This is a genomic window from Lentilactobacillus sp. SPB1-3, assembly GCF_026913205.2.
GTDB classification, from domain to species: domain Bacteria; phylum Bacillota; class Bacilli; order Lactobacillales; family Lactobacillaceae; genus Lentilactobacillus; species Lentilactobacillus terminaliae.
This window is the reverse complement of sequence record NZ_CP168151.1, coordinates 1,089,713-1,113,064: the sequence shown is the minus strand read 5'-3', so window position 1 is coordinate 1,113,064 and position 23,352 is coordinate 1,089,713. Positions and strand designations below refer to the sequence as shown.

At 37.1% G+C, this 23,352-nt stretch carries 23 protein-coding genes and 1 riboswitch; of the genes, 22 read left to right on the top strand and 1 reads right to left on the bottom strand.

What is annotated here, in order from left to right; genetic code table 11:
* Nucleotides 1-82 precede the first annotated feature (82 nt).
* The 16 genes from pyk (at nucleotide 83) to O0236_RS05515 (ending at nucleotide 15,732) form a co-directional block, all read left to right on the top strand.
* Nucleotides 83-1,840, top strand: a complete 1,758-nt coding sequence (gene pyk, locus O0236_RS05590; RefSeq protein ID WP_268913122.1) for a pyruvate kinase — start codon at nucleotides 83-85, stop codon at nucleotides 1,838-1,840.
* Nucleotides 1,841-1,995: 155 nt separating this feature from the next.
* Entirely contained in the window at nucleotides 1,996-2,862 is an 867-nt protein-coding gene (locus O0236_RS05585; RefSeq protein WP_268913121.1) for a S1 RNA-binding domain-containing protein, read from the top strand.
* A 1-nt stretch (nucleotide 2,863) separates the two neighbouring features.
* Nucleotides 2,864-3,751 carry a site-specific tyrosine recombinase XerD gene (gene xerD, locus O0236_RS05580; protein ID WP_268913120.1) on the top strand — a complete coding sequence of 296 codons (888 nt, stop codon included), beginning with the start codon at nucleotides 2,864-2,866 and terminating at the stop codon, nucleotides 3,749-3,751.
* An 11-nt stretch (nucleotides 3,752-3,762) separates the two neighbouring features.
* Entirely contained in the window at nucleotides 3,763-4,119 is a 357-nt protein-coding gene (locus O0236_RS05575) for a reductase (protein ID WP_268913119.1), read from the top strand.
* Complete coding sequence (locus O0236_RS05570; protein WP_268913118.1) at nucleotides 4,116-4,847, top strand: segregation and condensation protein A; 732 nt, start codon at nucleotides 4,116-4,118, stop codon at nucleotides 4,845-4,847. The genes O0236_RS05575 and O0236_RS05570 overlap by 4 nt, the downstream gene beginning before the upstream one ends.
* Nucleotides 4,840-5,427, top strand: a complete 588-nt coding sequence (scpB, locus tag O0236_RS05565) for an SMC-Scp complex subunit ScpB (RefSeq protein ID WP_268913117.1) — start codon at nucleotides 4,840-4,842, stop codon at nucleotides 5,425-5,427. The genes O0236_RS05570 and scpB overlap by 8 nt, the downstream gene beginning before the upstream one ends.
* Nucleotides 5,428-5,444: 17 nt before the next feature.
* Nucleotides 5,445-6,167 (top strand): pseudouridine synthase, encoded by a 723-nt coding sequence (locus O0236_RS05560; RefSeq protein ID WP_268913116.1) that lies wholly within the window; start codon nucleotides 5,445-5,447, stop codon nucleotides 6,165-6,167.
* A 54-nt stretch (nucleotides 6,168-6,221) separates the two neighbouring features.
* A riboswitch (FMN riboswitch) is annotated at nucleotides 6,222-6,342 on the top strand.
* Between the two features lie 71 nt (nucleotides 6,343-6,413).
* Nucleotides 6,414-6,998 (top strand): ECF transporter S component, encoded by a 585-nt coding sequence (locus O0236_RS05555; RefSeq protein ID WP_268913115.1) that lies wholly within the window; start codon nucleotides 6,414-6,416, stop codon nucleotides 6,996-6,998.
* A 256-nt stretch (nucleotides 6,999-7,254) separates the two neighbouring features.
* Nucleotides 7,255-8,301: a helix-turn-helix domain-containing protein gene (locus O0236_RS05550; protein WP_268913114.1), complete on the top strand. Its 1,047-nt coding sequence runs from the start codon at nucleotides 7,255-7,257 to the stop codon at nucleotides 8,299-8,301.
* Entirely contained in the window at nucleotides 8,291-9,742 is a 1,452-nt protein-coding gene (locus O0236_RS05545; RefSeq protein ID WP_268913113.1) for a RecQ family ATP-dependent DNA helicase, read from the top strand. Before O0236_RS05550 ends, O0236_RS05545 begins: the two co-directional genes overlap by 11 nt.
* 60 nt (nucleotides 9,743-9,802) lie before the next feature.
* A complete protein-coding gene (locus O0236_RS05540; protein ID WP_268913112.1) occupies nucleotides 9,803-10,531 on the top strand; it encodes a LysM peptidoglycan-binding domain-containing protein in 729 nt (242 codons plus the stop codon).
* 22 nt (nucleotides 10,532-10,553) lie between these two features.
* Nucleotides 10,554-11,237 (top strand): (d)CMP kinase, encoded by a 684-nt coding sequence (cmk, locus tag O0236_RS05535; RefSeq protein WP_268913111.1) that lies wholly within the window; start codon nucleotides 10,554-10,556, stop codon nucleotides 11,235-11,237.
* A gap of 76 nt (nucleotides 11,238-11,313) precedes the next feature.
* Nucleotides 11,314-12,543 carry a 30S ribosomal protein S1 gene (gene rpsA / locus O0236_RS05530; RefSeq protein WP_268913110.1) on the top strand — a complete coding sequence of 410 codons (1,230 nt, stop codon included), beginning with the start codon at nucleotides 11,314-11,316 and terminating at the stop codon, nucleotides 12,541-12,543.
* A gap of 77 nt (nucleotides 12,544-12,620) precedes the next feature.
* Nucleotides 12,621-13,928 (top strand): ribosome biogenesis GTPase Der, encoded by a 1,308-nt coding sequence (gene der, locus O0236_RS05525; protein WP_268913109.1) that lies wholly within the window; start codon nucleotides 12,621-12,623, stop codon nucleotides 13,926-13,928.
* 202 nt (nucleotides 13,929-14,130) lie between these two features.
* Nucleotides 14,131-14,406, top strand: a complete 276-nt coding sequence (locus O0236_RS05520; protein ID WP_125008188.1) for an HU family DNA-binding protein — start codon at nucleotides 14,131-14,133, stop codon at nucleotides 14,404-14,406.
* Between the two features lie 63 nt (nucleotides 14,407-14,469).
* The gene (locus O0236_RS05515; RefSeq protein ID WP_268913108.1) at nucleotides 14,470-15,732 is read left to right on the top strand and encodes a tetratricopeptide repeat protein; all 1,263 of its coding nucleotides are present in this window, start codon (nucleotides 14,470-14,472) and stop codon (nucleotides 15,730-15,732) included.
* Nucleotides 15,733-15,798: 66 nt separating this feature from the next.
* Here O0236_RS05515 and O0236_RS05510 read toward each other — a convergent pair whose 3' ends face one another.
* Nucleotides 15,799-16,692, bottom strand: a complete 894-nt coding sequence (locus O0236_RS05510) for a YitT family protein (RefSeq protein WP_268913107.1) — start codon at nucleotides 16,690-16,692, stop codon at nucleotides 15,799-15,801.
* A gap of 121 nt (nucleotides 16,693-16,813) precedes the next feature.
* Here O0236_RS05510 and O0236_RS05505 point away from each other — a divergent pair, with 121 nt between their 5' ends.
* The 6 genes from O0236_RS05505 to O0236_RS05480 all read left to right on the top strand — a co-directional run bounded on the left by O0236_RS05505 (nucleotide 16,814) and on the right by O0236_RS05480 (nucleotide 23,351).
* Entirely contained in the window at nucleotides 16,814-18,040 is a 1,227-nt protein-coding gene (locus tag O0236_RS05505) for a CCA tRNA nucleotidyltransferase (protein ID WP_372791029.1), read from the top strand.
* Nucleotides 18,041-19,939 carry an ABC-F family ATP-binding cassette domain-containing protein gene (locus tag O0236_RS05500; protein WP_268913105.1) on the top strand — a complete coding sequence of 633 codons (1,899 nt, stop codon included), beginning with the start codon at nucleotides 18,041-18,043 and terminating at the stop codon, nucleotides 19,937-19,939.
* A 17-nt stretch (nucleotides 19,940-19,956) separates the two neighbouring features.
* The gene (locus tag O0236_RS05495; protein WP_268913104.1) at nucleotides 19,957-20,907 is read left to right on the top strand and encodes a thymidylate synthase; all 951 of its coding nucleotides are present in this window, start codon (nucleotides 19,957-19,959) and stop codon (nucleotides 20,905-20,907) included.
* 15 nt (nucleotides 20,908-20,922) lie between these two features.
* The gene (locus O0236_RS05490) at nucleotides 20,923-21,411 is read left to right on the top strand and encodes a dihydrofolate reductase (RefSeq protein WP_268913103.1); all 489 of its coding nucleotides are present in this window, start codon (nucleotides 20,923-20,925) and stop codon (nucleotides 21,409-21,411) included.
* Between the two features lie 86 nt (nucleotides 21,412-21,497).
* Nucleotides 21,498-22,343 (top strand): DegV family protein, encoded by an 846-nt coding sequence (locus tag O0236_RS05485; protein ID WP_268913102.1) that lies wholly within the window; start codon nucleotides 21,498-21,500, stop codon nucleotides 22,341-22,343.
* A gap of 96 nt (nucleotides 22,344-22,439) precedes the next feature.
* The gene (locus tag O0236_RS05480; RefSeq protein ID WP_268913101.1) at nucleotides 22,440-23,351 is read left to right on the top strand and encodes a GDSL-type esterase/lipase family protein; all 912 of its coding nucleotides are present in this window, start codon (nucleotides 22,440-22,442) and stop codon (nucleotides 23,349-23,351) included.
* The last annotated feature ends 1 nt before the right edge of the window (nucleotide 23,352 follow it).

Sequence of the window (23,352 nt, the reverse complement as noted above, 5' to 3'; positions counted from 1 at the left end):
GAAATCAATTTGGGAACCTAGTCGACGGTGATTTTAATAATCACTTGACTGGGTGTCCATCAAACAAGGAGAGATATTTCTTATGAAGAAAACTAAGATCGTAAGTACGCTTGGACCAGCAAGTACTGACGTTGACACAATTACTCAACTAATCGAAGCAGGCGCAAACGTTTTCCGATTTAACTTTTCACACGGTGATCATGAAGAACATGAAGGCCGCATGAACAATGTCCATGAAGCAGAAAAGAAGACTGGTAAGACAGTTGGAATTATGCTTGATACCAAGGGTGCTGAAATCCGTACCACTGTGGAAAAGGGCGGCAAGCTTGAATTCCATACTGGTGATACTTTCCGTATTTCAATGGATGACAGTCTTGAAGGTACTAAAGAAAAAATCGCTGTTACTTACCCAGGATTGTTTGATGATGTTCATGTTGGCGGTCACGTTTTATTCGATGACGGTTTGTTGGACACATTGATTGAAGAAAAAGACGAAGCTAACCGTGAGTTAGTTGTTACTGCTCAAAACGATGGTCTTCTTGGATCACGTAAGGGTGTTAACGCTCCAGGTGTTTCAATTAACTTACCTGGTATCACTGAAAAAGATTCAAGTGATATTCGTTTTGGTTTGGATCACGATATTGACTTTATCGCTGCTTCATTCGTGCGTAAACCTCAAGATGTTATGGATATCCGTGAATTACTTGAAGAAAAGCACATGGAACATGTTCAAATCTTCCCTAAGATCGAATCACAAGAAGGTATCAACAACTTTGATGAAATCATCAAGGTTTCAGATGGTTTGATGGTTGCTCGTGGAGACATGGGTGTTGAAATTCCAGCTGAAAATGTACCTTTGGTACAAAAAACTTTAATTAAAAAATGTAACGCATTAGGCAAGCCAGTTATTACTGCTACACAAATGCTTGACTCAATGCAAGAAAACCCACGTCCTACACGTGCCGAAGCATCTGATGTTGCTAACGCTGTCTTTGATGGTACTGATGCAACTATGCTTTCTGGTGAAAGTGCTAACGGTGACTACCCAGTTGAATCTGTTGCTACTATGGCAAGAATCGATGTTAAGGCTGAAAATGCTTTTGCTGACTTCGGTACTCCACGTCCTAAGTTCGATGCTAGTGATGTTACTGAATCAATCGGTGACTCAGTTGCTCGTGTTGCTAAGGAACTTGGCATCCACACTATCGTTGCTGCTACTCGTTCAGGTTACACTGCTCGTATGATTTCTAAGTACCATCCAGATGCAGACATCTTAGCAATCACTTTCGATGAGAGAACTCGTCGTGGTTTGATGGTTAACTGGGGTGTTCATCCAGTACTTGTTGATGAAGTTAAGAGCACAGACGAAATCTTTGATCTTGCATCAAAGAAAGCCGTTGAAACTGGTTTAGCCAAGGAAGGCGATTTAATTATCGTTACTGCCGGTGTTCCAGTTGGTGAAAGTGGTACTACTAACTTGATGAGAGTTCAATTGATCGGCTCAAAGTTAGTTCAAGGCCAAGGTGTTGGTGACAAGACTGTTATCGGAAAAGCTGTTTTAGCTAAGAGTGCTTCAGATGCTAACAACAAAGTTACTGAAGGAAGCATTTTAGTAACTAGCTCAACTGATAAAGATTACTTACCAGCTATTGAAAAAGCTTCAGCAGTTGTTGTTGAAAATGGTGGTTTAACATCACACGCAGCCGTTGTTGGTATTTCAATGGGAATTCCTGTTATCGTTGGCGCAGCTAACGCTACTAGCAAGATTTCTGATGGTGAATTGATTACAGTTGACTCACGTCGTGGTGTAATTTACCATGGTGCCTCAAGCTCAATCTAATCACTACTAATTAAACTTGAAAGTGGAATGGAGATTTCTCCATTCCACTTTTTTTGTTTGCCTATTTGACTAAATTGCTTTAGAGTAAAGGAATTAGCACTCACATGAAAAAGCGTGTAAAATGAAATGGAATAACATCTTGAATGGAGATTTATATGAACGAATTATTAGCAAATGTTTTAACCGGTAAGGTAACTGATGAAAATGATGAAAGTTACTTTGTCCAAATTGAAGGAACAACCTTCATGTTATCAAAAGAAGAAATCCAAAAGCCTTTGAAATTAGGATCAATGTTCACTGGCTTTACTTATGAGAATGAACAACATAAATTACAAGTCACTCGTCAAATTCCAGATATTAGACGAGATCATTATGGATTCGCCACAGTAGTTAAACAACATCACGGACTAGGAGTGTTTGTTAACGTTGGTTTACCTAACAAAGACGTCGTAGTTTCTTTGGATGAACTACCAACAATGACTAATTTATGGCCTAAAGAAGGCGATAAGTTGATGATCGATTTAGGTGTTGATAATAAGGGCAGAATTTGGGGTCACTTAGCAGACGAAGAAATCTTCCAAGCTATTTCCCAACAACCTAAAAAAGTTGTGAATAATAAGCCAATTAAAGCAACTGCTTACAGGTTGAAAATGGCTGGAACTAGATTAATAACTGATAATTATGAATTGGTATTTTTGCATCCAGACGAACGGGTTCAAGAACCAAGATTAGGTGAAGTAATTGAAGGCCGAGTTATTGGCCAATTACGTGATCAAACAATTAATATGTCAACTAAGCCTAAAGCCTATAAAGCAATTGGCGATGACGCGGCTATGGTTTTAGCTGTTCTACAACACAGCGCTGATGGTGAGTTACCATATTCTGATAAAAGTGATCCAGAAGCTATCAAAACATTCTTTGGTATCAGTAAGGGTGCCTTTAAGCGGGCATTAGGCCATTTATTAAAAGAAAGATTGATCAGCCAAGAAGATGGCAAAATTATTTTAAAAGACAGGGATTAAGATGCTTGAGTTAGTTCAAGACTATTTGCATTACTTACAAGTTGAGCGAGGACTATCTGATAATACAATTAACAGTTATCGGCAAGATTTAACTGAAGCTGTTAATTTTTTTGCATTGAATAAGAATCAGATTGCTGAGATAGACCAGTATGATGTTTTGAATCTTCTCGAAGAATTACAAAAACAGAAAAAATCCCGCAATACTATTATTCATATGGTTTCTAGTTTGCGGAAGTTCTTTGTTTATTTATACCAATTTAATCAAATTACCAGTGATCCAATGGCTAAGATTGATGCACCAAAGCAGGCCAAAACTTTGCCCGACGTTCTTTCAGTCGATGAAGTTAATTCACTTTTAGAGACACCGGATGTCACTAAAAAGTTAGGTTTACGAGATCGAGCAATATTAGAGGTTCTCTACGCGACAGGTCTGCGAGTATCTGAGTTGATCAATTTAAAATTAGTTGATCTGCATTTACCCATGAATTTGATCCAGACGTTGGGAAAGGGTAACAAAGAAAGAATTATTCCAATTTCAGATATCGCTAAAGAATGGTTGGAGCGTTATTTAAATGATGTTCGTCCTGATTTATTACGGGATAAGACTAATACCTCGTCAATATTCCTGAATGCGCACGGTCATCAATTGACCAGGCAGGCTATTTGGCAAATGATCAAAAAATATGCCAAACTGGCTGGAATTGAGCACCATGTTACTGTGCATACGTTGCGGCACTCATTTGCGACGCATTTATTAGAAAATGGTGCAGATTTAAGAATCGTTCAGGAATTGTTGGGCCATTCAGATATCTCCACCACTCAAATTTACACGCATGTTTCTAAAAAACATTTGGCTAAAGTTTATGAACAATATCATCCAAGAAGCTAGGAGGTTTAAAAATGCTTTATCAATATCGTAAGGACTATGAAAAAATTACGATGGGCTTACTCTCTTTAATAACTGAATTTTCCAATATGGATCTAGTGACTCAGGAAATGGAATGGTATGATCAGTCAGATCAACGTCAAATATTACTTTGGCAAAATGATGCTCATAACTGGGCAGGACTTTTAGGTGTTGAAGAGCACGATGATCAAGTAGTGATTCACCAATTTATTTTGACACCGCAAAACCAAACCCAGTCAAGTTGCAACCAGATGTTAGATGAGTTAGCCGCTTATTATAATGAAAAACAAATTGTCGGTAGTCTTAGTACTCACAATATTTTAAAGAGTTGGGAGCAAACTAAATCATGACGGAAAATGGTTTACCTGAACTGCACTTAACAGATTTTGATGGACCATTGGAAGTCTTGTTGCATTTAATTCAGCAAACAAAGATGGATATTTATGATATTCAAATTGCCGAAATTACTGATCAGTATATGGAATATATTTATGATGCTAAGCGGTTAGATTTAAATGTTGTTGGTGAGTATTTAGTGATGGCCGCTAAGTTAATGATGATCAAATCGAAGATGCTTTTGCCAACACCTACTGACAATGTTGATGAAGAAGAGGAAGATCCTCGAGAAGATTTGGTTAATCAATTGCTGAATTATCAAAGATATAAGCACGTTGCTGATTTCTTTCGACAAGGAGAAGTTAAACGCCGAAAGAGTTACACTCGATCCCCAATGATTGTTGGAACTAAGCCTGAGACGTTACAAGAACCATCTCCGTTTAACAAATTGGATTTGATGGCTGCCTTTGTCGATGCGTTGAAGCGGTTGCGATATAATCAGCCAATGTCGACGGTGATTCATGAATGGAGTTACACTATTGAGAGTCAAACAGAAGCTATTCGACAAATAATGACTAATTCTGAGCAGATAACTTTTAACGACCTGACAGAGCAAGCAGCTGCTCCTGAAGAAGTCATTACTGACTTCTTGGCGATTTTAGAAATGGCGAAATATCAAGAAATTAAATTAACTCAAATTCAGAAAAATGATCCGATAATCATAACTAAAGGAGATGCTTAGTGTGCCAACTGATTTTGCAAAAATGCAGGCATTGATTTACGCTTCGGGTGACGAAGGAATTTCACTTTCTCAAATAGCTCATAGTGTCTCTCTTTCAAAACCAGCTTGTCGGCAACTTCTATCCGAATTGGAAGATAGTTTACTAAAAGATGAAAATTCAGGATTAATGATCACTGTGAGTGATGAAGTCTATCGTTTGCAAACCAAGACTGATTTTGAAGAATTTGTGGCTGATTTTATCGTTGATGCCAAGCCTAGGGTTCTATCACAAGCCGCATTAGAAACTATCGCTATTATTATGTATAATGAACCAATCACTAGAATCGAAGTCGATGAAATACGGGGAGTAAACAGCTCCGCTATTATTCATCGATTATTGAACCAAGGATTGATCGAAGTGGCAGGGATAAAAAAAGAAGTTGGTAATCCTAAAACATACAGGACTACTAACTATTGTTTAGATTATTTTGGTCTAAAGTCTAAAGATGAACTGCCAGAATTACCGAAAGATGAAGTTTTGACTGAAGATACAAGTGACGCATTGATGACACGTTTTAATCGAGAAATTGATAGTAAGTAAAGGTAGGAAACTAATAAATGGAAAGATTACAAAAAGCAATTGCTCAAGCCGGTATTGCATCAAGAAGAAGAGCTGAGATGTACATTACAAATGGCGAAGTTAAGGTCAATGGAGTAGTAGTGAAAGAACTTGGTACTAAGGTATCGGCCAGTGATACTGTTGTGGTCAAGGGCATTGAAATTCAAAAAGAAGAACCAGTTTATTATTTGTTCTACAAACCTCGTGGTGTTATTACGACGGTTTCAGATGACAAAGGTAGAAAGACGGTTTTAGACTTCTTTGATGATGTCGAATATCGAATTTATCCCGTTGGTCGTCTTGATTATGATACTTCAGGAATATTATTGTTAACTAACGATGGTGATTTAGACAATAAGTTGACCCACCCTAAGTACGAAGTTGACAAGACTTATGTTGCTAAGGTTAAGGGAACTGTTACCATTCCAGAGCTTAAACAATTGCGTGATGGTGTCATGATTGATGGAAAGAAAACCGCTAAAGCATCTGCAAGCTTGGTTAAACCAGGAGATGATGGTAAGTCATCAATTGTTTCATTAACTATTCATGAAGGTAGAAATCATCAAGTTAAGAAAATGTTTGATGCCATTAGTCATCCGGTTCAAAAATTGAGTAGAACTGATTACGGATTTTTGAACTTAAATGGCCTTACTCCTGGTGAATATCGCCGTTTGAAGCCGCATGAAGTAGAACAATTGAAAAAACTTACAAATGATAAGTAACTTAAATTGACTTTAGCTGTGAATTTGATATATTTTAATTAATTAAATAATTTGGTTAGTCTTCAGGGCAGGGTTAAATTCCCGACCGGCGGTGATAGTCCGCGACCCACAGTAATGTGGTTGAACTGGTGTAATTCCAGTGCCGACAGTATAGTCTGGTATGCAGAAGATTGTATTAATACAATTGTCCTGGCACTCGTGTCGGGATTTTTTTGAAGATTGCCATTGTTAAGGGGAGTTTTTACAATGGAAAATAGTTCAAAGCACCAAATGATTGTTTCAAGGACGGTTCAGTTGTCGGTATTATCGGCAATGTCTTATGTTCTAATGTTTATTGCGGTTCCAATTATCCCGTTTGTTCCGTGGATGAAAATTGATTTAAGTGATATTCCAATTTTGATTGCTGCCGTTGTTTTTGGACCTGCTTCCGGAATTGTGGTTGCCGGTTTAAAGGCCGCTTTATATTGGGTAACAACCGGAGCGTCGGTTATTAATTTAATTGGTGTTGCAGCCGCTTTTGTGTCTTCTATCACTTTAATTATTGGTTATGAATTGGTTGCTAGCTTAACCCGTAATTCAAAAAAATGGGTTCAGAATCTTACTTTAGTAATCTCGATGGTGTTATCAATCACAGTTGTGATGACATTATTAAACTGGCTGTTCGTGTTACCAATGTATATGCAGTTGGTAGGATTAAAGTTATCAATGCCATTGAATGCGATTCTTTTATATGGCGTTGCGCCATTTAATATAATTAAAGGAATCACGGTATCAATTGTATTTTTGCTGCTCAAGGATTATTTGTTACCGGTATTCAAGCATAGTCGGTAAATAAAAATTAGTTACAAAATTAAGTCTCATTGAATTTTTGGCAAGGAAACACGTTTTAGGCGTGATGAATTGCCTTTTATTTTGCCCTCATGGAAATTACATGCAAATATTCTTCATGAACATGTATGAATGATGTTATCCTATTTTTAGTATGAATACGGTTGATAGTTAAGTTATTGAAGGAAGGCTAATCCTTATTAAATATTTAGCCGGAACTACTTTGTCTTTAATGGCAGGTAGTTAGTTTAGGAGAATCATGCAAACTGATATGCTAATTTTGTTGTTTTGTTCGTCATCTGAACCGCGGAGAATTAAGGCTGTTTTCAACGTCTTAATCGGTAAAAGAACGGTTTCTAACTTATTTTGGGGATTTAATTACGGACTATTAGATTATCTGGATTCTTTTCATGGATTGTCGCTAGATGATTTAAATAAAAGTATCAATGATTTAAAGCAACGGGGTTTAATTATTGAGCCTGAGAACAATTTCATCCAATTAACTGAACTTGGCGATCAAGCTCGAGACGACTTGTTACAGACGGTTGGCCAAGTCGATATTTTAAAGACAGCTGGTCAGTACGACGTGGAATTATTCAAGAAAAGAATTATATTAGCAACGCAGGTAGTTTCTGAATATAGTTATCAAAATAATCGTTATTATCCGCAATCCATTGACATGTTGAATGATAGTTTAGTCAAATTGTGGTTCATTAAAAACAAGGCCACCGATTTAATTGAACTTATGAGGGATGGTTGGATAAAAGTACTTTCCACTATGTCAAAAGAATTGGCGGATTTTTATGCTCAAACATTGATTGGTCATGAAAGATTCGGTCAGACACCTAAGCAGATTGCAAATAAAGTATCGATGAGTGAAAGTGAAGTAAGATTATGGCTTTATATGGGAGATTGTTTGGCTGTTAAGGGCTTTATTGATTTGAAAAATTCAAGTATGGATTTGCTGTTCCGAGGTGTTAAAAGAGACCGAATCTCTCACAGTGCGCTGGTAACGTGGGACATGTTTTCTAGATCCAACTCATCATTAATTGCCATTGCAGATAAGAGAAGGGTCAAAGTCACAACTATTCGAGAACATTTATTAGAATGCGCCATTTTGTTACCAGATCCACAGCCATTATTTGACCGTGTTTTGAATAAATCTTTAATCAATAAATTAGATGAATTCGCTCCAGATTCAATTCTTGAATGGAAGTTTGACAAGTCACTATCTCAGAAATTACAAATCGATTTTTTTGAGTTCAGAATGTATCAAATAATGAGGAGTCGTGAAAATGCCAGTTGATCTTTTAAAAACCTTAAATGAAGAATTTGGTTTTACCGATTTTCGTCCGGGTCAATTAGAGGTTTTAACCAAGTTGCAACAGGGCGACGATGTTTTTGCTATCCTTCCCACCGGTGGCGGAAAAACTTTGATCTATCAGTTATTTGGCAGAGTTAACTCTGGTACGGTGGTGGTTGTTTCACCGTTAATATCCTTAATGCAAGATCAGGTCCAACGGATGCAATATCTTGGTGAAAAAAGAGTGGTGGCATTAACATCTAATCTTTCTTTTTCTGAAAAACAAATCGTTTTAAATAATATTTCTCAATATAAATATATTTATATTTCGCCAGAAATGTTGTCCAATCAAAACGTTCTGGAGCATTTTAAGCAATTGGAGATTTCGTTGTTCGTGGTCGATGAAGCGCATTGTGTTTCAGAATGGGGACCAGATTTTCGGCCTGAGTATCAAGATTTAGGATGGATTAGGACACGACTTAATTCGCCACTGACCTTAATGATTACCGCGACAGCAACTGATAAAGTGCAACAAGATGTAATCAGCAAGCTTGGTTTTGAGAATGGCGAGGTTGATATCGAATCGCAACCGGTTAATAGACCGAATATATTTTTAGCCGCAAAAGTTGTGGCAGATGAAAAGGAAAAATTAGCTGTTGTAAAGCAATTTTTATCAACGATATCAGGTAAGGGAATCATTTATTTTTCCAGTCGGGTAAAGGCTGAAAAAATTGCTGAACAGCTTGCTGCTTCCGCTAATTTGAAGGTGTTAGCCTACCATGGTGGTATGACTAGTGAAGATCGTTATTCAGTCCAACAGCAATTCATGAATGACCAGATTGATGTGATATGTGCTACTAGTGCATTCGGTATGGGCATCGATAAGCAAGACATTCGATTCGTGATTCATTTTCATATCCCTGCCAATTTGCAAAGTTATATGCAAGAAATTGGTCGGTGTGGGCGAGACGGGGAAAAAGGAGTCGCTTTGGCATTGTTTAGTGATGATGACCGATTCATTCATTTAGGACTATTGGATAAAACTATTCCTACAAGCAATGAGATAGAATATGCTTATGCGCATCCGGATGTTGAATTTAACGATGAGTCATATCGAGTCATCAAGTATTATATTGGTCATCAAGTTCCACTTAATGAAGTTCAACAAATATTTGAAAAAAGAAAAATTCAACGCCAAGTCGAACTTGCTCAAATGATTGATTATATAATGAGTACAACGTGTCGAAGAGAGAAACTATTAACACCTTTTCAATCCACATATGAATCTGAGCCAGGCTTTTGTTGTGATATCGATGATGAATTTTGGATAGATGTTCAGACATTTATGGATGAACATTCAATTAATAGTCAAAAAGTATCAGCTGATGAACAGTCAGAAGATTGGCTTAGTGTTGTGAATCAACTATTTTTATCAAAAAATTAATTACAGCTTTTGCATATTTAATGCTAAAATTTAGTATAGATATCTAAAGGAGGAGAAAGTATGGCGCTTAAAAACGAAAAGCCATCTGAAGAAAAGGAACCTTGGAATCAAACCTTTTCTGAAGATCGTGATGAAGATGGCAATCTTTCAAGAGTGAAACTCCGGAAGGAAAACAGCAACCATAATGTAATTACGATTGTTGTCGTCGCATTAATAGTTATCATTTCATTGATTGCATTGACTTATGGAATGGTTAAACAAAATGCGATGGGCAGAGAAGATGGGACTAGTAATAATTCTTCTTCTGTGTCCATGGTTTCTCAATCTGATTCAAAAAAAAAATCAACTTCAGCTAAAGAATCCACTCCTCGTGTAGCCAAAAAATCGACTGCTCCAAAAGAATCATCAAATGCAAATGATAATCAGTCGATGACTAACAATGATTCTACTAGTGGATCATCTTCTCCAAGTAATAACCAATCTTCTAGACAGACAAACAATAATGTTGACAACACCGGTCAAACGTCTCAAAATAGTCAGTCGGGTTCAAGTACCGCATCTGCTACTAACTCAAATAATTCCCAAACAACTACTGATTCACAAAGTGGTTCAGGAACTAATTCAAGCAGTACAAGTGGATCTGGTGGCGACTACGCAACTGTTCAAGCAGGGCAGGGGGTATATCGTGTGGCCGTCAACAATGGCTTGACTGTTGACCAGTTGATGAAGATGAATGGTTTGAGTTCAAGCTCTCAATTACACCCCGGTCAAAAACTACGGGTAAAATAATTAAGGATTGGAAATTTAAAATATGCACAAGAATGGAATACAAGTCGCAATCGATGGTCCAGCATCTGCTGGTAAAAGTACTGTAGCTAAGTTAGTTGCTAAACAATTTGGTTATATTTATGTAGATACTGGAGCAATGTATCGGGCAATTACGTATAAAGTATTGAAAAGTGGTCTTTCACTTGATAACGAAACTGCTATTTCTGATATCGTAAGATCTTCAGAAATTAGTTTTGCACCAAGCGACAAAGGACAACTCGTATACATTGATGGTGAAGATATCACCGAAGCCATTCGTCAAGAAGACGTCACCAACTCCGTTTCTGCTGTTTCGGCAATTAGTACAGTTAGAGAAGAACTAAGTGCTGACCAACAACGAATCGCTATTAATGGCGGTGTTGTTATGGATGGTAGAGATATCGGTTCTACTGTTCTTCCAGATGCTGAAGTTAAGATCTTTTTGATTGCCAGTGTTGAAGAACGTGCTCAACGAAGATATAAAGAAAACATAGAAAAGGGAATCGATACGCCTCTAGATGAATTGCAATTAGAGATAGAGGCACGTGATTACAAAGATTCTCATAGAAAAATTTCGCCTTTAACTAAAGCGGATGATGCAGTGGAGATTGATACCACATCACTTTCCATTGAAGAAGTAGTTGAAAAGATTGCTTCTGTAATAAAAGATGAACTCAATTCTAACTAATTGATGATTAAACTAGCATTTATAACCAATATAAGATAAACTTAGGGTTAGAGTTGTTTCAAGGAGGAAATGTTTGATGAGTGAAAACGCCAATAACGAAAATAATGATTTATTAGATGCTTTAAATAGTGTGAGTGAAGTTAATGTTGGAGATGTTGTTACTGCTGAAGTTTTAGCAATTGACGACAACCAACAACTTATCGTCGGCATTGAAGGTGCCGGTGTTGAAGGAGTAGTTCCACAACGTGAACTAGCTTCTGATCAAGATGTTAAAGATATTAAAATTGGTGACAAATTACAATTAGTTGTCACTTCAAGAATCGGTAGTGACAAGGAAGGCGGAAGTTACCTTCTTTCATCACGTCGTCTACAAGCTCGTAAAGTTTGGGATGAGTTAGTAGAAAAATCAAATAACAAAGAAACTATCACCGCCAAAGTGACACAAGTTGTTAAGGGTGGTTTAGTTGTTGATACTGGTGTGCGTGGATTTATCCCAGCATCAATGATCTCAGATCATTTTGTCGACAACTTGAACGAATACAAGGATCAAGAATTAGAATTAGAAATTATTGAAATTGATCCTGCAACTAACCGTTTGATTCTTTCACATCGTGCAGTTCTTGAAGCTAAGAATGCTGCTAACCGTGAAAAATTAATGTCTACTCTTCATGAAGGCGACATCGTGGAAGGTAAAGTTGCTCGTTTAACTGACTTTGGTGCCTTTGTAGATCTTGGTGGTATTGATGGATTAGTTCATGTTTCTCAAATTGCATACGAAAGAGTTAACAAACCTTCTGATGTACTTAAAGTGGGTCAAGAAGTTAAAGTTAAGGTTCTTTCAGTTGATTTTGACAAGAACAGAATTTCTCTTTCAATTAAGCAAACATTGCCAGAACCATGGGATAACATTGAAGAAAAGGCATCTGCTGGTGAAGTACTTGATGGTACTGTTAAGCGTTTGACTGACTTTGGTGCTTTCGTTGAAGTATTCCCAGGTGTTGAAGGATTAGTTCATATTTCACAAATTGCTCATGAACACATTGCTACTCCAGGCGATGTTTTGAGCGAAGGTGAAAATGTTAAGGTTAAAGTTCTTGATGTAGATCCTGATAGAAAACGTTTGGCATTGTCAATTAAAGCTTTGACTGAAGCTCCTAAGAGTGAAGAAAATGATAACCGTTCAAACAACAGAAAGAACAATAGATCCGTTAGCGACAATTCAACAAGTAATGCTCCTGAAGAAGAATCAGGTTTCACTTTAGGTGATATTATCGGTAACGAACTTAACGATTCAGAAAACAAATAAACAAGTACGAGTAAAAAAGATTATCCTCGTTTTGCGGGATAATCTTTTTCTTTCGTAAGAGGAAAGGAGGAATTTTTATGAAAATGCCTACTGTTGCATTTGTTGGTCGTCCAAATGTTGGAAAATCAACAATATTTAACCGAATTGCGGGTGAAAGAATTTCAATCGTCGAAGATACTCCAGGAGTAACTCGTGATAGAATTTACGCCCATGGTGAATGGCTAACTACTAAATTCGCAATGATTGATACTGGTGGTATTCAGATTGATGATCAACCATTCTCAGCTCAGATTAGAAGTCAAGCTGAAATCGCCATTGAAGAAGCAGACGTCATTGTGTTTATTGTGGACGCTAAAGCCGGATTAACTGATGATGATGAACAGGTTGCTAGAATTCTTTATCAAAGTGATAAGCCGATTGTTCTAGCGGTCAATAAGGCTGACAATCCCGAAACTCGGGAAGATATCTACGACTTTTATGCTTTGGGGGTTGGCGATCCATTACCAATTTCTGGAGTCCACGGATTAGGAATTGGTGATTTACTTGATGAAATCGTTAAAAACTTCCCAGACTTGTCAGGAGAAGCTGATAACGGTGATATTCGCTTTAGTTTGATTGGCCGACCTAATGTTGGAAAGTCTTCTATCGTTAATGCATTGCTGGGTGAGGATCGAGTAATTGTTTCTGACATTGCTGGAACCACTCGTGACGCCATTGACACTCATTTTGAAGCTGATGGCACTGAATTCACTATGGTTGATACTGCCGGAATTCGTAAGCGTGGTAAGGTATATGAAAATACTGAACGTTATTCTGTCATGCGGGCAATGAGTGCAATTGACCAAAGTGATGTTGCTCTCTTCGTTATTAATGCTGAAGAAGGAATTCGTGAACAAGATAAACGAGTTGCTGGGTATGCTCATGAAGCTGGTAAGGCAATTGTCGTTGTTGTTAACAAATGGGATACATTGAAAAAGAATAATCATACACAGACTGACTTTGAAAAGATTATTCGAGATGAATTCCAATACATGGCATATGCTCCCATAATTTTCGTGTCAGCAAAAACTAAACAACGAATTGAACAATTACCAACATTGATCAAGCGAGTATATGACAACCATGAACGTCGTATTCAATCTTCAGCATTGAACGATGTCATTATGGATGCTATTGCTATTCATCCCACACCAACGGTTAATACTAAGCGTTTACGAATCTATTACGCAACTCAAGTTGCGGTTGGCCCACCAACATTTGTTATCTTCGTAAACGATCCTGAATTGATGCATTTCTCTTATTCTAGATTCTTAGAGAACCAAATTAGAGATCATTTTGATTTTACTGGAACACCAATTCACCTTATAAAACGCAGCCGGAAGTAATTTGTGAAATCGAAGGTATATTTATCAAAAAATCGTTATTTTATGATAATTTTGGCGTAAAACATTGCAATGACAGTATTCTTATGCTATCTTTGAACAAGAAATGATGTTGGAAACAGCGTTATTTTAGCAATTCTGATTCTTTGATGAATCAAGTTTGTGATGTTTTACATACCTATCTTCGAGGGAGGTGAATACACTTATGGCAAACAAAGCAGAATTAGTAAGCTCAGTTGCAACTGCAACTGGTTTAACTAAGAAAGACGCTACAGCAGCTGTAGATGCAGTATTTGATTCTATCCAAGCTAGCTTAGCAAAGGGAGACAAGGTTCAATTGATCGGTTTCGGTAACTTTGAAGTACGTGAACGTGCTGCCCGTAAAGGACGTAACCCTCAAACAGGTCAAGAAATCCAAATTCCAGCAAGCAAAGTACCAGCATTCAAACCTGGTAAAGCGCTTAAGGATGCTGTAAAATAGTGTTCATCTGGTAAGTCAGATCGGCAATTGTCGAACTGGCTTTTTTTATTTAAGGAGGTCATTATGAATTATTCACAAACTGCCCTTGATTTTTTAGAGAAGGGTCAATTAGATGATTTTGAAAAGAATTATAAACTAGCCTTAAAAAACGATACTGATGAATATTTATTTTCATTAGCAGAAGAACTGTATTCATATGGTTTTTCTGATCACTCAAAAGAAATTTATGAACAATTATTAAAAAAGTATCCTGATGATGATACTTTAAAAGTTAATTTGGCAGAATTGGCAATCGATGCCGACGATGATGATAAGGCTTTGGAGTATTTATCATTTGTTAGCCCAGACTCTGACGAATATGTAAGTTCTTTGATGGTTTCAGCTGATTTGTATCAAACCCAGGGACTTATTGAGAATAGCGAGCAAAAGTTGTTAGAAGCCCAATTATTAGCTCCTGAGGAGCCAGCAATATGGTTGGCTCTTGCCGAATTCTATTTTTCCACTCGCCAATTTCAAAAGGCAATCAAATATTACATTGATTTAATCAAGTCAGGTGTGACTGAGATGTCCGCAATAAACCTAGTTGAACGATTAGGTGTTGCCTACGCCCAGACAGGTAAGTTTGAACAAGCCGTTGGTTATCTTGAGCAAATCAAGACTATTAATATGAATTCCGACGTCAAATTTGAATTAGGATTCACATACTTTAATTTGAAAGAATATCAACAAGCAATTGACGTTTTCGAAGAGATTAGAGAAGATGAGCCTCAATACAGTTCTTTATATCCATACTTGGCTGATGCCTACGTCGAACAAAATCAAGTAGATAAGGCATTAATCACGGTTCAAGAAGGACTGGCAAATGACCAATATAATGAACAGCTATGGGTCAAAGCTAGTGAAATCGCCAAGCAGGCGGGTCAAATGGAACTAGTTGGGGAATACCTCACTAAGGCCCGTGAGACTGCACCGGATGATATTTCGATTTTGAGTCGTTTGTCAGACTGGTATGTGGATAACGGTAAAGACGATGAGAATATCGAATTGTTGAAGCCAGTGGCTGATCAAGAGATGTTTGATGCCCATTTGTCGTACAATCTGGCAATGTCATTGAGTCATAAAGGTGATATTAAAGGAGCCACAACTAATTTTCAAATTGCTGAACGTGAGTTAGATACTGATACTAAATTCTTGAAGGATGCTATTTTCTTCTATCGAGAAAACGGTGATCGTGATAAAGAAATTGAGTTATTGAAACAGTATCTTAAGGTAGACCCTGAAGACTTTGAAATGCAATCGATGTTAGATGAAGAGTTAGACTACTAGATTAAATACGAAAAAAGGTAATTAGATTTCTGTTTAGAAAATCTAATTACCTTTTTTGTCATGTTTTTAATTAAATAGATTGAATTTTTTGGGCCGTTTGTAAGTGAACCCTTCACCAATTGCCTCATGGACATTAATAATTGAAATAAATGCTTGTTTATCAATGCCTTCGACAATTTGCTTTAGGCCATGCAATTCGCTAGGAGAAACAACTGTATAAATAACTTGTTTCTCATCACGAGAATAGCCACCCTCGGCATTCAAGTAAGTTACGCCTCGAGATAGTTCCTCCATTAATGAAGCTGCGATTGCTTCGGAGTGGTTACTAATAATAATAATTCCTCGAGCGGTATAAGCACCTTGTTGCGTGAAATTAACGATTTGTGAAAAAATATAGATATAAATCAATGTATAAGCCATTTGACGAATGTCTAAGTAAATCAATGAAGATAGCAGAACCAAAACATCGATCACTAATAGGGATTGCCCCATTTGAATACCACGGAATCGTTCAAACAATCTGGCAATGATATCGATACCTCCAGTAGTTCCACCGAAGCGGTAAACTAGTCCGGAACCGAATCCACCAAAGAGCCCAGCTCCCAAAGAGGCAAGCAATAAATCATGCTGCAAATTGATATGAATGGGAATTTGTTGCCAGACCCACAAGAAGAATGATAGGGCAAGAATTCCATACAAAGTGTAAAACATATCCCGTTTTCCTAAAAATCTCATTCCAATTAAAAACAGCGGAATATTGACAATAATTGTCGAATAGGCTGGATTAAAGTTAAATAGCGCTTTTAAAATCAATGTAATACCAGTTACACCGCCGTCAGCTAATTTATTAGCAAGGTTAAAGTAGATGATTCCAAAAGAATATAAAGCAGTTCCTAACGCAATCACCAACAAGTCGGCGAACGAAACCCGGTTTAGAAATAATTTTTTAACTTTACTCATCGTAGACCCCCCTTAAAATTTCGATAGCCGTTCTATATTAACAGCAGAAAGATATAGTTGTCTATCTTTTTTATCGCACAGCATTCTGTTAGTATGGTTTAGTGAGTAAATTAATGTACGGATGGCGATTATTGTGAAGATAAATAAATTTCCAATTGAATTTGAAGAAGCATTACCAATTCTTAGAAAAATTGAAGCCGCCGGTTTTGAGGCTTATTTTGTTGGCGGTTCGGTCAGAGATACCATCCTTGGCCGAGAAATTCATGATGTTGATATCGCAACTAGTGCGTATCCAGAAGAAGTTAAGCAAATTTTTGATAGAACTGTTGATACCGGAATTCAACATGGAACAGTAATGGTTTTAGACCATGGAAATGGTTATGAAGTAACTACGTTTAGAACTGAATCTACTTATCAAGATTATCGGAGACCAGATGAAGTCACATTTGTCAGATCATTAGAGGAAGATCTAAAGCGAAGAGATTTTACGATCAATGCCTTGGCACTTAGCGAGAATGGTGAGATAACAGATTTATTCTCCGGATTAGATGATATGAAAAATCATTTGATTCGCGCAGTAGGCGTCCCTGATGAACGATTTAATGAAGATGCTTTACGAATGATGAGAGCGATTCGATTTTCAAGTCAACTTGATTTTGATATTGAGCCTGAAACAGAAGGAGCAATTGATCGACACGCACATTTGTTAGAAAAAATTGCAATCGAACGAATCCATGAAGAGTTTGTCAAAATGATGATGGGCGTTCGTCCTAACCTTGGATTGAACAAAATGATTGAGATGGGCTTGGCCAAACATGTTCCCGATTTTAAAGATCAAGAAACTGCCCTAAAGCAATTAAGTCAATTGCCATTAACGGGATTGGACGAGATTCAAATTTGGGCCTTGTTTGCCTTTGGCTTTAAGTACGATCAAGCAAGAATAAATAAATTTATGCGGAACTGGAAAAGTTCAAATCAATTAACAGAAGAAGTCAGTAAGACAGCACTCTTATTAAACGAGGTCGCAGAAGGTCAAGCAGGAAATCTAGAATTATACAAAGCTGGTGAAACAGCGGTCGTTGCTGCAGATCATTTGGCGCAGATTTTAAGTTTGCCAATTGAACCGGACAAACTGGCAAGTAAATATAAACAATTACAAATTAAAACAAAACGTGATTTAGCGATTTCTGCTAAAGACTTGATAACTAACAAAGTCTTAACGCCAGGTCCACAACTGGGACAGGTTTTAAATAATTTGGAGCAGTCAGTGGTCGAAAATAAGCTTAATAATAATTATGTTGAATTATTAACAGCGGCTAAATCAATTAAAGGTGAAGGAAGCAATTAAATGGAAACGATGCGGGTAGAGAATTTAACAAAAACGTATGGTGAAAAAACTTTATTTGATAATCTTGGATTCATTATCAATGAACATGACCGAATAGGACTAATTGGTACTAATGGAACAGGAAAAACTTCATTATTAAATGCCATATCTGGTCGTGATAATGATTCTACTGGAGATATCATCACTTCCAAAGCGTATTCGATCGCTTATTTGACACAGAATCCAGATTTAGATGATAGCTTACCAATCATGGAAGCTGTTTTTAGTGGATCACAAAAAATATATCAAACAATTAAAAACTATGAACAAGCAGTTGATGCATATTCTGCTCATCCCAATGATGAAGCGATTATCAATCGCTATGAAAAAGCCGAAGCGCGAATGAATGAAGATGACGCTTGGAATGTGCAAAGTGATGTTAAAACAATTTTGACGCAGTTAAAAATAAATGATTACGATAAAAAAGTCGGTGAATTATCAGGTGGCCAAAAGCGTCGGGTGGCTTTAGCCCAAGTCCTCGTTGAATCACCTGATTTGCTCCTTCTCGATGAGCCGACTAACCATTTGGACTTTGACTCAATTGACTGGTTAGAGAAGTATTTAAGCGGCTATAAGGGTGCCATCATGTTGGTTACTCATGATCGTTACTTCTTGGACCAAGTGGCAACCAAAATCTTTGAATTATCTTTTGGTAAGCTTTTTGAATACACGGGTAATTATCAAGATTATGTAGAACAAAAAGCTACTAGGGTTCAGACAGAAATTGAAGCTGAGCACAAAGCACAACAACTTTATAAATCAGAGTTGGCGTGGATGAAGGCTGGGGCAAAGGCCCGTTCAACTAAGCAACAAGCTAGAATCAATCGCTTCAACGAACTTAAAGATAATGTGGGTAACTTACAAGTTGATGAAGATGTCACAGTATCTTTGGGACAGTCAAGGCTAGGAAAAGAAGTTATCAATATCAAGGATGCTAATCTTAATATTGATAACAAGCCGATATTAAAAGATTTCAGCATTCTGATTCAAGGAAACGAGCGAATTGGGATTTCTGGAGAAAACGGAGCTGGTAAAACCTCTCTTTTGAATGCCATTGCCGGTGATTTACCACTTGATTCTGGGACTATCAAAATTGGAGAGACAGTTAAATTAGCTTATTATCGTCAGATTACGGAACCTATTGATGAAGACAAACGAGTAATTTCATATCTTAGTGATGTTGGTCAACAAGTGACTAACAACAATGGTGAAAAAATCAGTGTCACTGAATTACTTGAAGAATTTCTGTTTCCGAAGTTCATGCATGGTACATTGATTCGTAAGCTTTCCGGTGGTGAAAAAAGAAGACTGTATTTACTTAAATTGTTAATGGAACAACCAAACGTTCTTTTGTTGGATGAACCGTCTAACGATTTAGATATTTCCACATTAACTGTTCTCGAAAATTATATTAATCATTTTCAGGGAACAGTTATCACGGTTTCTCATGATAGATACTTTTTGGACAAAGTTGCCGATCGCTTATTGATATTTGAAGGTAACGGTAAGGTATCCGAACACAGAGGACAATTTAGTGAGTATTTAGCCTCGTTGGCACAAACTAGGGTTGATGACAAAAAGCGTAATAAGGCCAAACGTTTCGAAGATACTCCAGAAAAAGTAACTGAGTCTAAAGAAAAAACCAAGTTAACTTATATGGAGAAAAAGGAATATGCTACTATTGAGCAGGATATTGACAAGTTGGAATCCCAAAAGGCTGCGGTAGAAGAGGAAATGACCACTGTTGATGGTAGTGATTATGGTAAATTATCAGATCTTCAGAAACAAAATGATGAACTTGATGGTAAAATAAACGACAAGATGGAACGTTGGGAATATCTTTCTCAATTTGACAATTAATTATTGGAGGCTGTTTTATGCTTGAAGATGCTTATTTAGATTTAGTTCGCTACGTTTTAGACTACGGAAATAAAAAAACTGATCGGACTAATACTGGAACACTCAGTACCTTTGGTTATCAAATGCGTTTTGATCTATCCAAAGGGTTTCCATTATTAACAACTAAGAAAGTCCCATTTGGTTTAATTAAGAGTGAATTGTTGTGGTTTTTAAAGGGTGATACTAATATTCAATATTTGTTAAAACACAAAAACCACATCTGGGACGAGTGGGCATTCGAAAAATATGTAGCTTCCGATGATTACAATGGTCCAGACATGACTGATTTTGCGCATCGGGCTTTGAAAGATGCTGAATTCAATGACATCTATCAAGACGAAAAAAACAAGTTTTGTGAGCAGATCATTAATGATGACGATTTTGCTAAAAAATACGGTGACCTTGGTTTGATTTACGGTAGTCAATGGCGGGCTTGGCAAACTTCTACTGGTGAGACAATCGATCAGATCCAAAATGTCATCAATCAAATTAAAACTCATCCTGATTCTAGAAGGATGATTGTTTCAGCATGGAATCCTGAGGATGTTCCATCAATGGCATTGCCTCCTTGTCACACAATGTTTCAATTTTATGTTGCCGATGGCAAGCTTAGTTGCCAGTTGTATCAACGGTCTGGAGATATTTTCCTTGGAGTTCCATTTAATATCGCAAGTTATGCTTTATTAACTATGTTAATTGCGCGTGAAACTGGTTTGGAACCTGGTGAGTTTGTGCATACTTTAGGGGATGCACATATCTACTCTAACCATATTGAACAAGCTAAAGAATTATTGACAAGAACTCCTCGTCAGGCACCTCAATTGTGGTTAAATCCTGATAAGACGAATATCGATGATTTTGAGTTGAAAGATATTAAAGTTGAAAATTATGACCCATATCCAGCAATTAAAGCTCCAGTTGCGGTGTAGAAGGGAAGAAGTAGAATGATATCATTTATTTGGGCTGAAGACAGTCATGGTATTATCGGCAATCAGGGAAAGTTGCCTTGGCATCTACCTGACGACATGCATTTCTTTAAACAGACCACAATGGGACATCCAATCGTTGCCGGATCAAGAACCTTTCACAGCTTTAATCGGCCATTACCGGGTCGGACGAACTACGTCATTTCATCTAAAAGTGATTTTCCTGATGGCGTGCAAGTTTTACCGGATATCACCAGTTTTTTATCAATAGTTTCAGACAATCCAGAAACAAATTATTTTGTGCTGGGCGGCGCGAATGTTTTTAAACAATTAATGGATCAAGTTGATAGGTTATATCGAACTAAAATCGATGCGGAATTTTCAGGTGATACAAGTATGCCTGCAGTTGACTATTCACATTTTAAATTAGTTGCTGAAACTCCAGGAATAGTTGATGAAAAAAATAAGTATCCGCATACTTTTGAAATCTATGATCGTGTCGATTAAGTCAAGAAATCATCATGCGTCATCGGTGGTTTTTTGCTATAATAACAATTGGTATTTTATTTTTAAAAGGAAACGAGTGGCTAAATATGGCAAACGTTAAAATTGTTACAGATTCATCTGCACAATTAAGCGAAGAAGAAATTAATGATTTAGGAATCACAGTAATTCCACTAACAGTTATGATCGATGAAACTGTCTATGTTGATGGTGAAACGATTACTAGAGAAGAATTCGTTAAACAAATGATTACGGCTGATAACTTGCCAAAGACTAGTCAGCCACCAGTTGGTCGATTTGTTGACGCTTTTAATGAATTAGGTAAAGACGGCAGTAAAGTGCTTAGTATCAACATGATGGAAGGCTTAAGTGGGACCGTTAACGCAGCTCGCCAAGCAGCCACATTATCGTCTGCTGATGTTACTGTTATTGACAGTGGTAATACCGATCGCGGACTTGGTTTCCAAGTTGTCAAAGCCGGGGAAATGGCCAAGGCTGGAAACACTGTCGATGAAATCTTAACTGAGTTAGAAAAGGTTCGAATTCACACTAAGATGTATATGGGTGTGATGAACCTTGATAACATTGTTAAGGGTGGCCGTCTACATCCATTTGTTGGTGCCATTTCAAACTTGTTGAATATTAAAATCGTCCTCTCAGTCTATGATGGCGACTTAAAAGTTGTTTCTAAACTTCGTGGTATGAAATCCATGAAGAAATACTTTAACAATGCAATTGACGAAATTAAGGAAAACGGTCCAATTCAGGCTGTTAACATTTCATACGTCAACTCAACAGATTTTATTTCAGAAGTTGCTGATAAGGTAAAACAAACATTTGCTGATGTTCCGTTTCTTTATCGGGTTACTTCACCAGTAATTACTACTCATGCTGGCGAAGGTGCTTTTGCATTATTCTATCTAGAAGACTACTAGAAAATGGTTGTGAGACTGATACAAAACGGATGTTTTGTACCAGTCTTTGTTTTGTTATTGGTAAAGTTAAAGTTTTTTGTAAATTAAGGGACGCTCATGAAAAATAAAGCTAAATATTCAGTGATAGCACTGATTTTAATTGTGATTATTGGTTTTGGTGGTTGGTTTGGGTACCAGCATCTTTCAACAACGAAACATGTGGCTAAACGACGGCCCCAACCTGTGAACATAACTGCCGTTGGTGATTCATTAACTCAAGGAGTTGGTGACCCGAATAATCGGGGCGGGTATGTATATATGATCAATAAAAAAATTAAATCGAATCATCCAGACATTAAAGTAACGACGGCTAATTTCGGAATTGCTGGTGAGACCAGCACCCAGATTGATGCCAGAGTTAACAAAAAGCAGCGATTACAAAAGAATCTAAAACAGTCAAACGTCATTGTTATGACTTTTGGTGGCAATGATTTGATGCAATTCTTAAGAAAAAATGCCATGCTCAGTAACAATGTGACCATGAAATCGCGTCTAAAAACTTTTGAAACTGATTATTCTAGTAGAGTGCAAAAGTTAATTGGTGATGTTCGCCGACAAAATCCTGATGCAAAAATTTTTGTTTTTGGCATATATAATCCGGTTTACGTATATTTGCCACAAGTTAAATTAATCGGACAAGCCGTGAGTGATACGAATAAAGTTACTCAAAATGTTATTAAAAATCAAAATAATGCTTATTTTGTGTCAATCGACAAAGAGATTTCTGACGGTCAGTATCAAAGCAGATCACAACAGAATCGCCTCGAAAAACAGGCTGGCAGCAAAATGGATTTTTCCGGCAAATTGAGTGATGCAGAAATATTGGCCTTGTTTGGCGGTAATGGATCAAATCAAAATGATTTGATTTCAACAACGGATCATTTCCATCCTAACAAACATGGTTATGAAATTATGACTGATAAATTGTATAAAGTTATGAGCACTCAGATTGCGGAATTAAGGAGATAAC

Coding starts and splice junctions, on each gene's coding strand:
- scpB (WP_268913117.1), top strand. CDS start 4,840: ATGCTTAGTGTGCCAACTGATTTTGCAAAAATGCAGGCATTGATTTAC.
- O0236_RS05520 (WP_125008188.1), top strand. CDS start 14,131: ATGGCAAACAAAGCAGAATTAGTAAGCTCAGTTGCAACTGCAACTGGT.
- der (WP_268913109.1), top strand. CDS start 12,621: ATGAAAATGCCTACTGTTGCATTTGTTGGTCGTCCAAATGTTGGAAAA.
- O0236_RS05570 (WP_268913118.1), top strand. CDS start 4,116: ATGACGGAAAATGGTTTACCTGAACTGCACTTAACAGATTTTGATGGA.
- O0236_RS05560 (WP_268913116.1), top strand. CDS start 5,445: ATGGAAAGATTACAAAAAGCAATTGCTCAAGCCGGTATTGCATCAAGA.
- pyk (WP_268913122.1), top strand. CDS start 83: ATGAAGAAAACTAAGATCGTAAGTACGCTTGGACCAGCAAGTACTGAC.
- O0236_RS05480 (WP_268913101.1), top strand. CDS start 22,440: ATGAAAAATAAAGCTAAATATTCAGTGATAGCACTGATTTTAATTGTG.
- cmk (WP_268913111.1), top strand. CDS start 10,554: ATGCACAAGAATGGAATACAAGTCGCAATCGATGGTCCAGCATCTGCT.
- O0236_RS05550 (WP_268913114.1), top strand. CDS start 7,255: ATGCAAACTGATATGCTAATTTTGTTGTTTTGTTCGTCATCTGAACCG.
- O0236_RS05515 (WP_268913108.1), top strand. CDS start 14,470: ATGAATTATTCACAAACTGCCCTTGATTTTTTAGAGAAGGGTCAATTA.
- xerD (WP_268913120.1), top strand. CDS start 2,864: ATGCTTGAGTTAGTTCAAGACTATTTGCATTACTTACAAGTTGAGCGA.
- rpsA (WP_268913110.1), top strand. CDS start 11,314: ATGAGTGAAAACGCCAATAACGAAAATAATGATTTATTAGATGCTTTA.
- O0236_RS05510 (WP_268913107.1), bottom strand. CDS start 16,692: ATGAGTAAAGTTAAAAAATTATTTCTAAACCGGGTTTCGTTCGCCGAC.
- O0236_RS05540 (WP_268913112.1), top strand. CDS start 9,803: ATGGCGCTTAAAAACGAAAAGCCATCTGAAGAAAAGGAACCTTGGAAT.
- O0236_RS05485 (WP_268913102.1), top strand. CDS start 21,498: ATGGCAAACGTTAAAATTGTTACAGATTCATCTGCACAATTAAGCGAA.
- O0236_RS05490 (WP_268913103.1), top strand. CDS start 20,923: ATGATATCATTTATTTGGGCTGAAGACAGTCATGGTATTATCGGCAAT.
- O0236_RS05505 (WP_372791029.1), top strand. CDS start 16,814: ATGGCGATTATTGTGAAGATAAATAAATTTCCAATTGAATTTGAAGAA.
- O0236_RS05585 (WP_268913121.1), top strand. CDS start 1,996: ATGAACGAATTATTAGCAAATGTTTTAACCGGTAAGGTAACTGATGAA.
- O0236_RS05545 (WP_268913113.1), top strand. CDS start 8,291: ATGCCAGTTGATCTTTTAAAAACCTTAAATGAAGAATTTGGTTTTACC.
- O0236_RS05555 (WP_268913115.1), top strand. CDS start 6,414: ATGGAAAATAGTTCAAAGCACCAAATGATTGTTTCAAGGACGGTTCAG.
- O0236_RS05495 (WP_268913104.1), top strand. CDS start 19,957: ATGCTTGAAGATGCTTATTTAGATTTAGTTCGCTACGTTTTAGACTAC.
- O0236_RS05575 (WP_268913119.1), top strand. CDS start 3,763: ATGCTTTATCAATATCGTAAGGACTATGAAAAAATTACGATGGGCTTA.
- O0236_RS05500 (WP_268913105.1), top strand. CDS start 18,041: ATGGAAACGATGCGGGTAGAGAATTTAACAAAAACGTATGGTGAAAAA.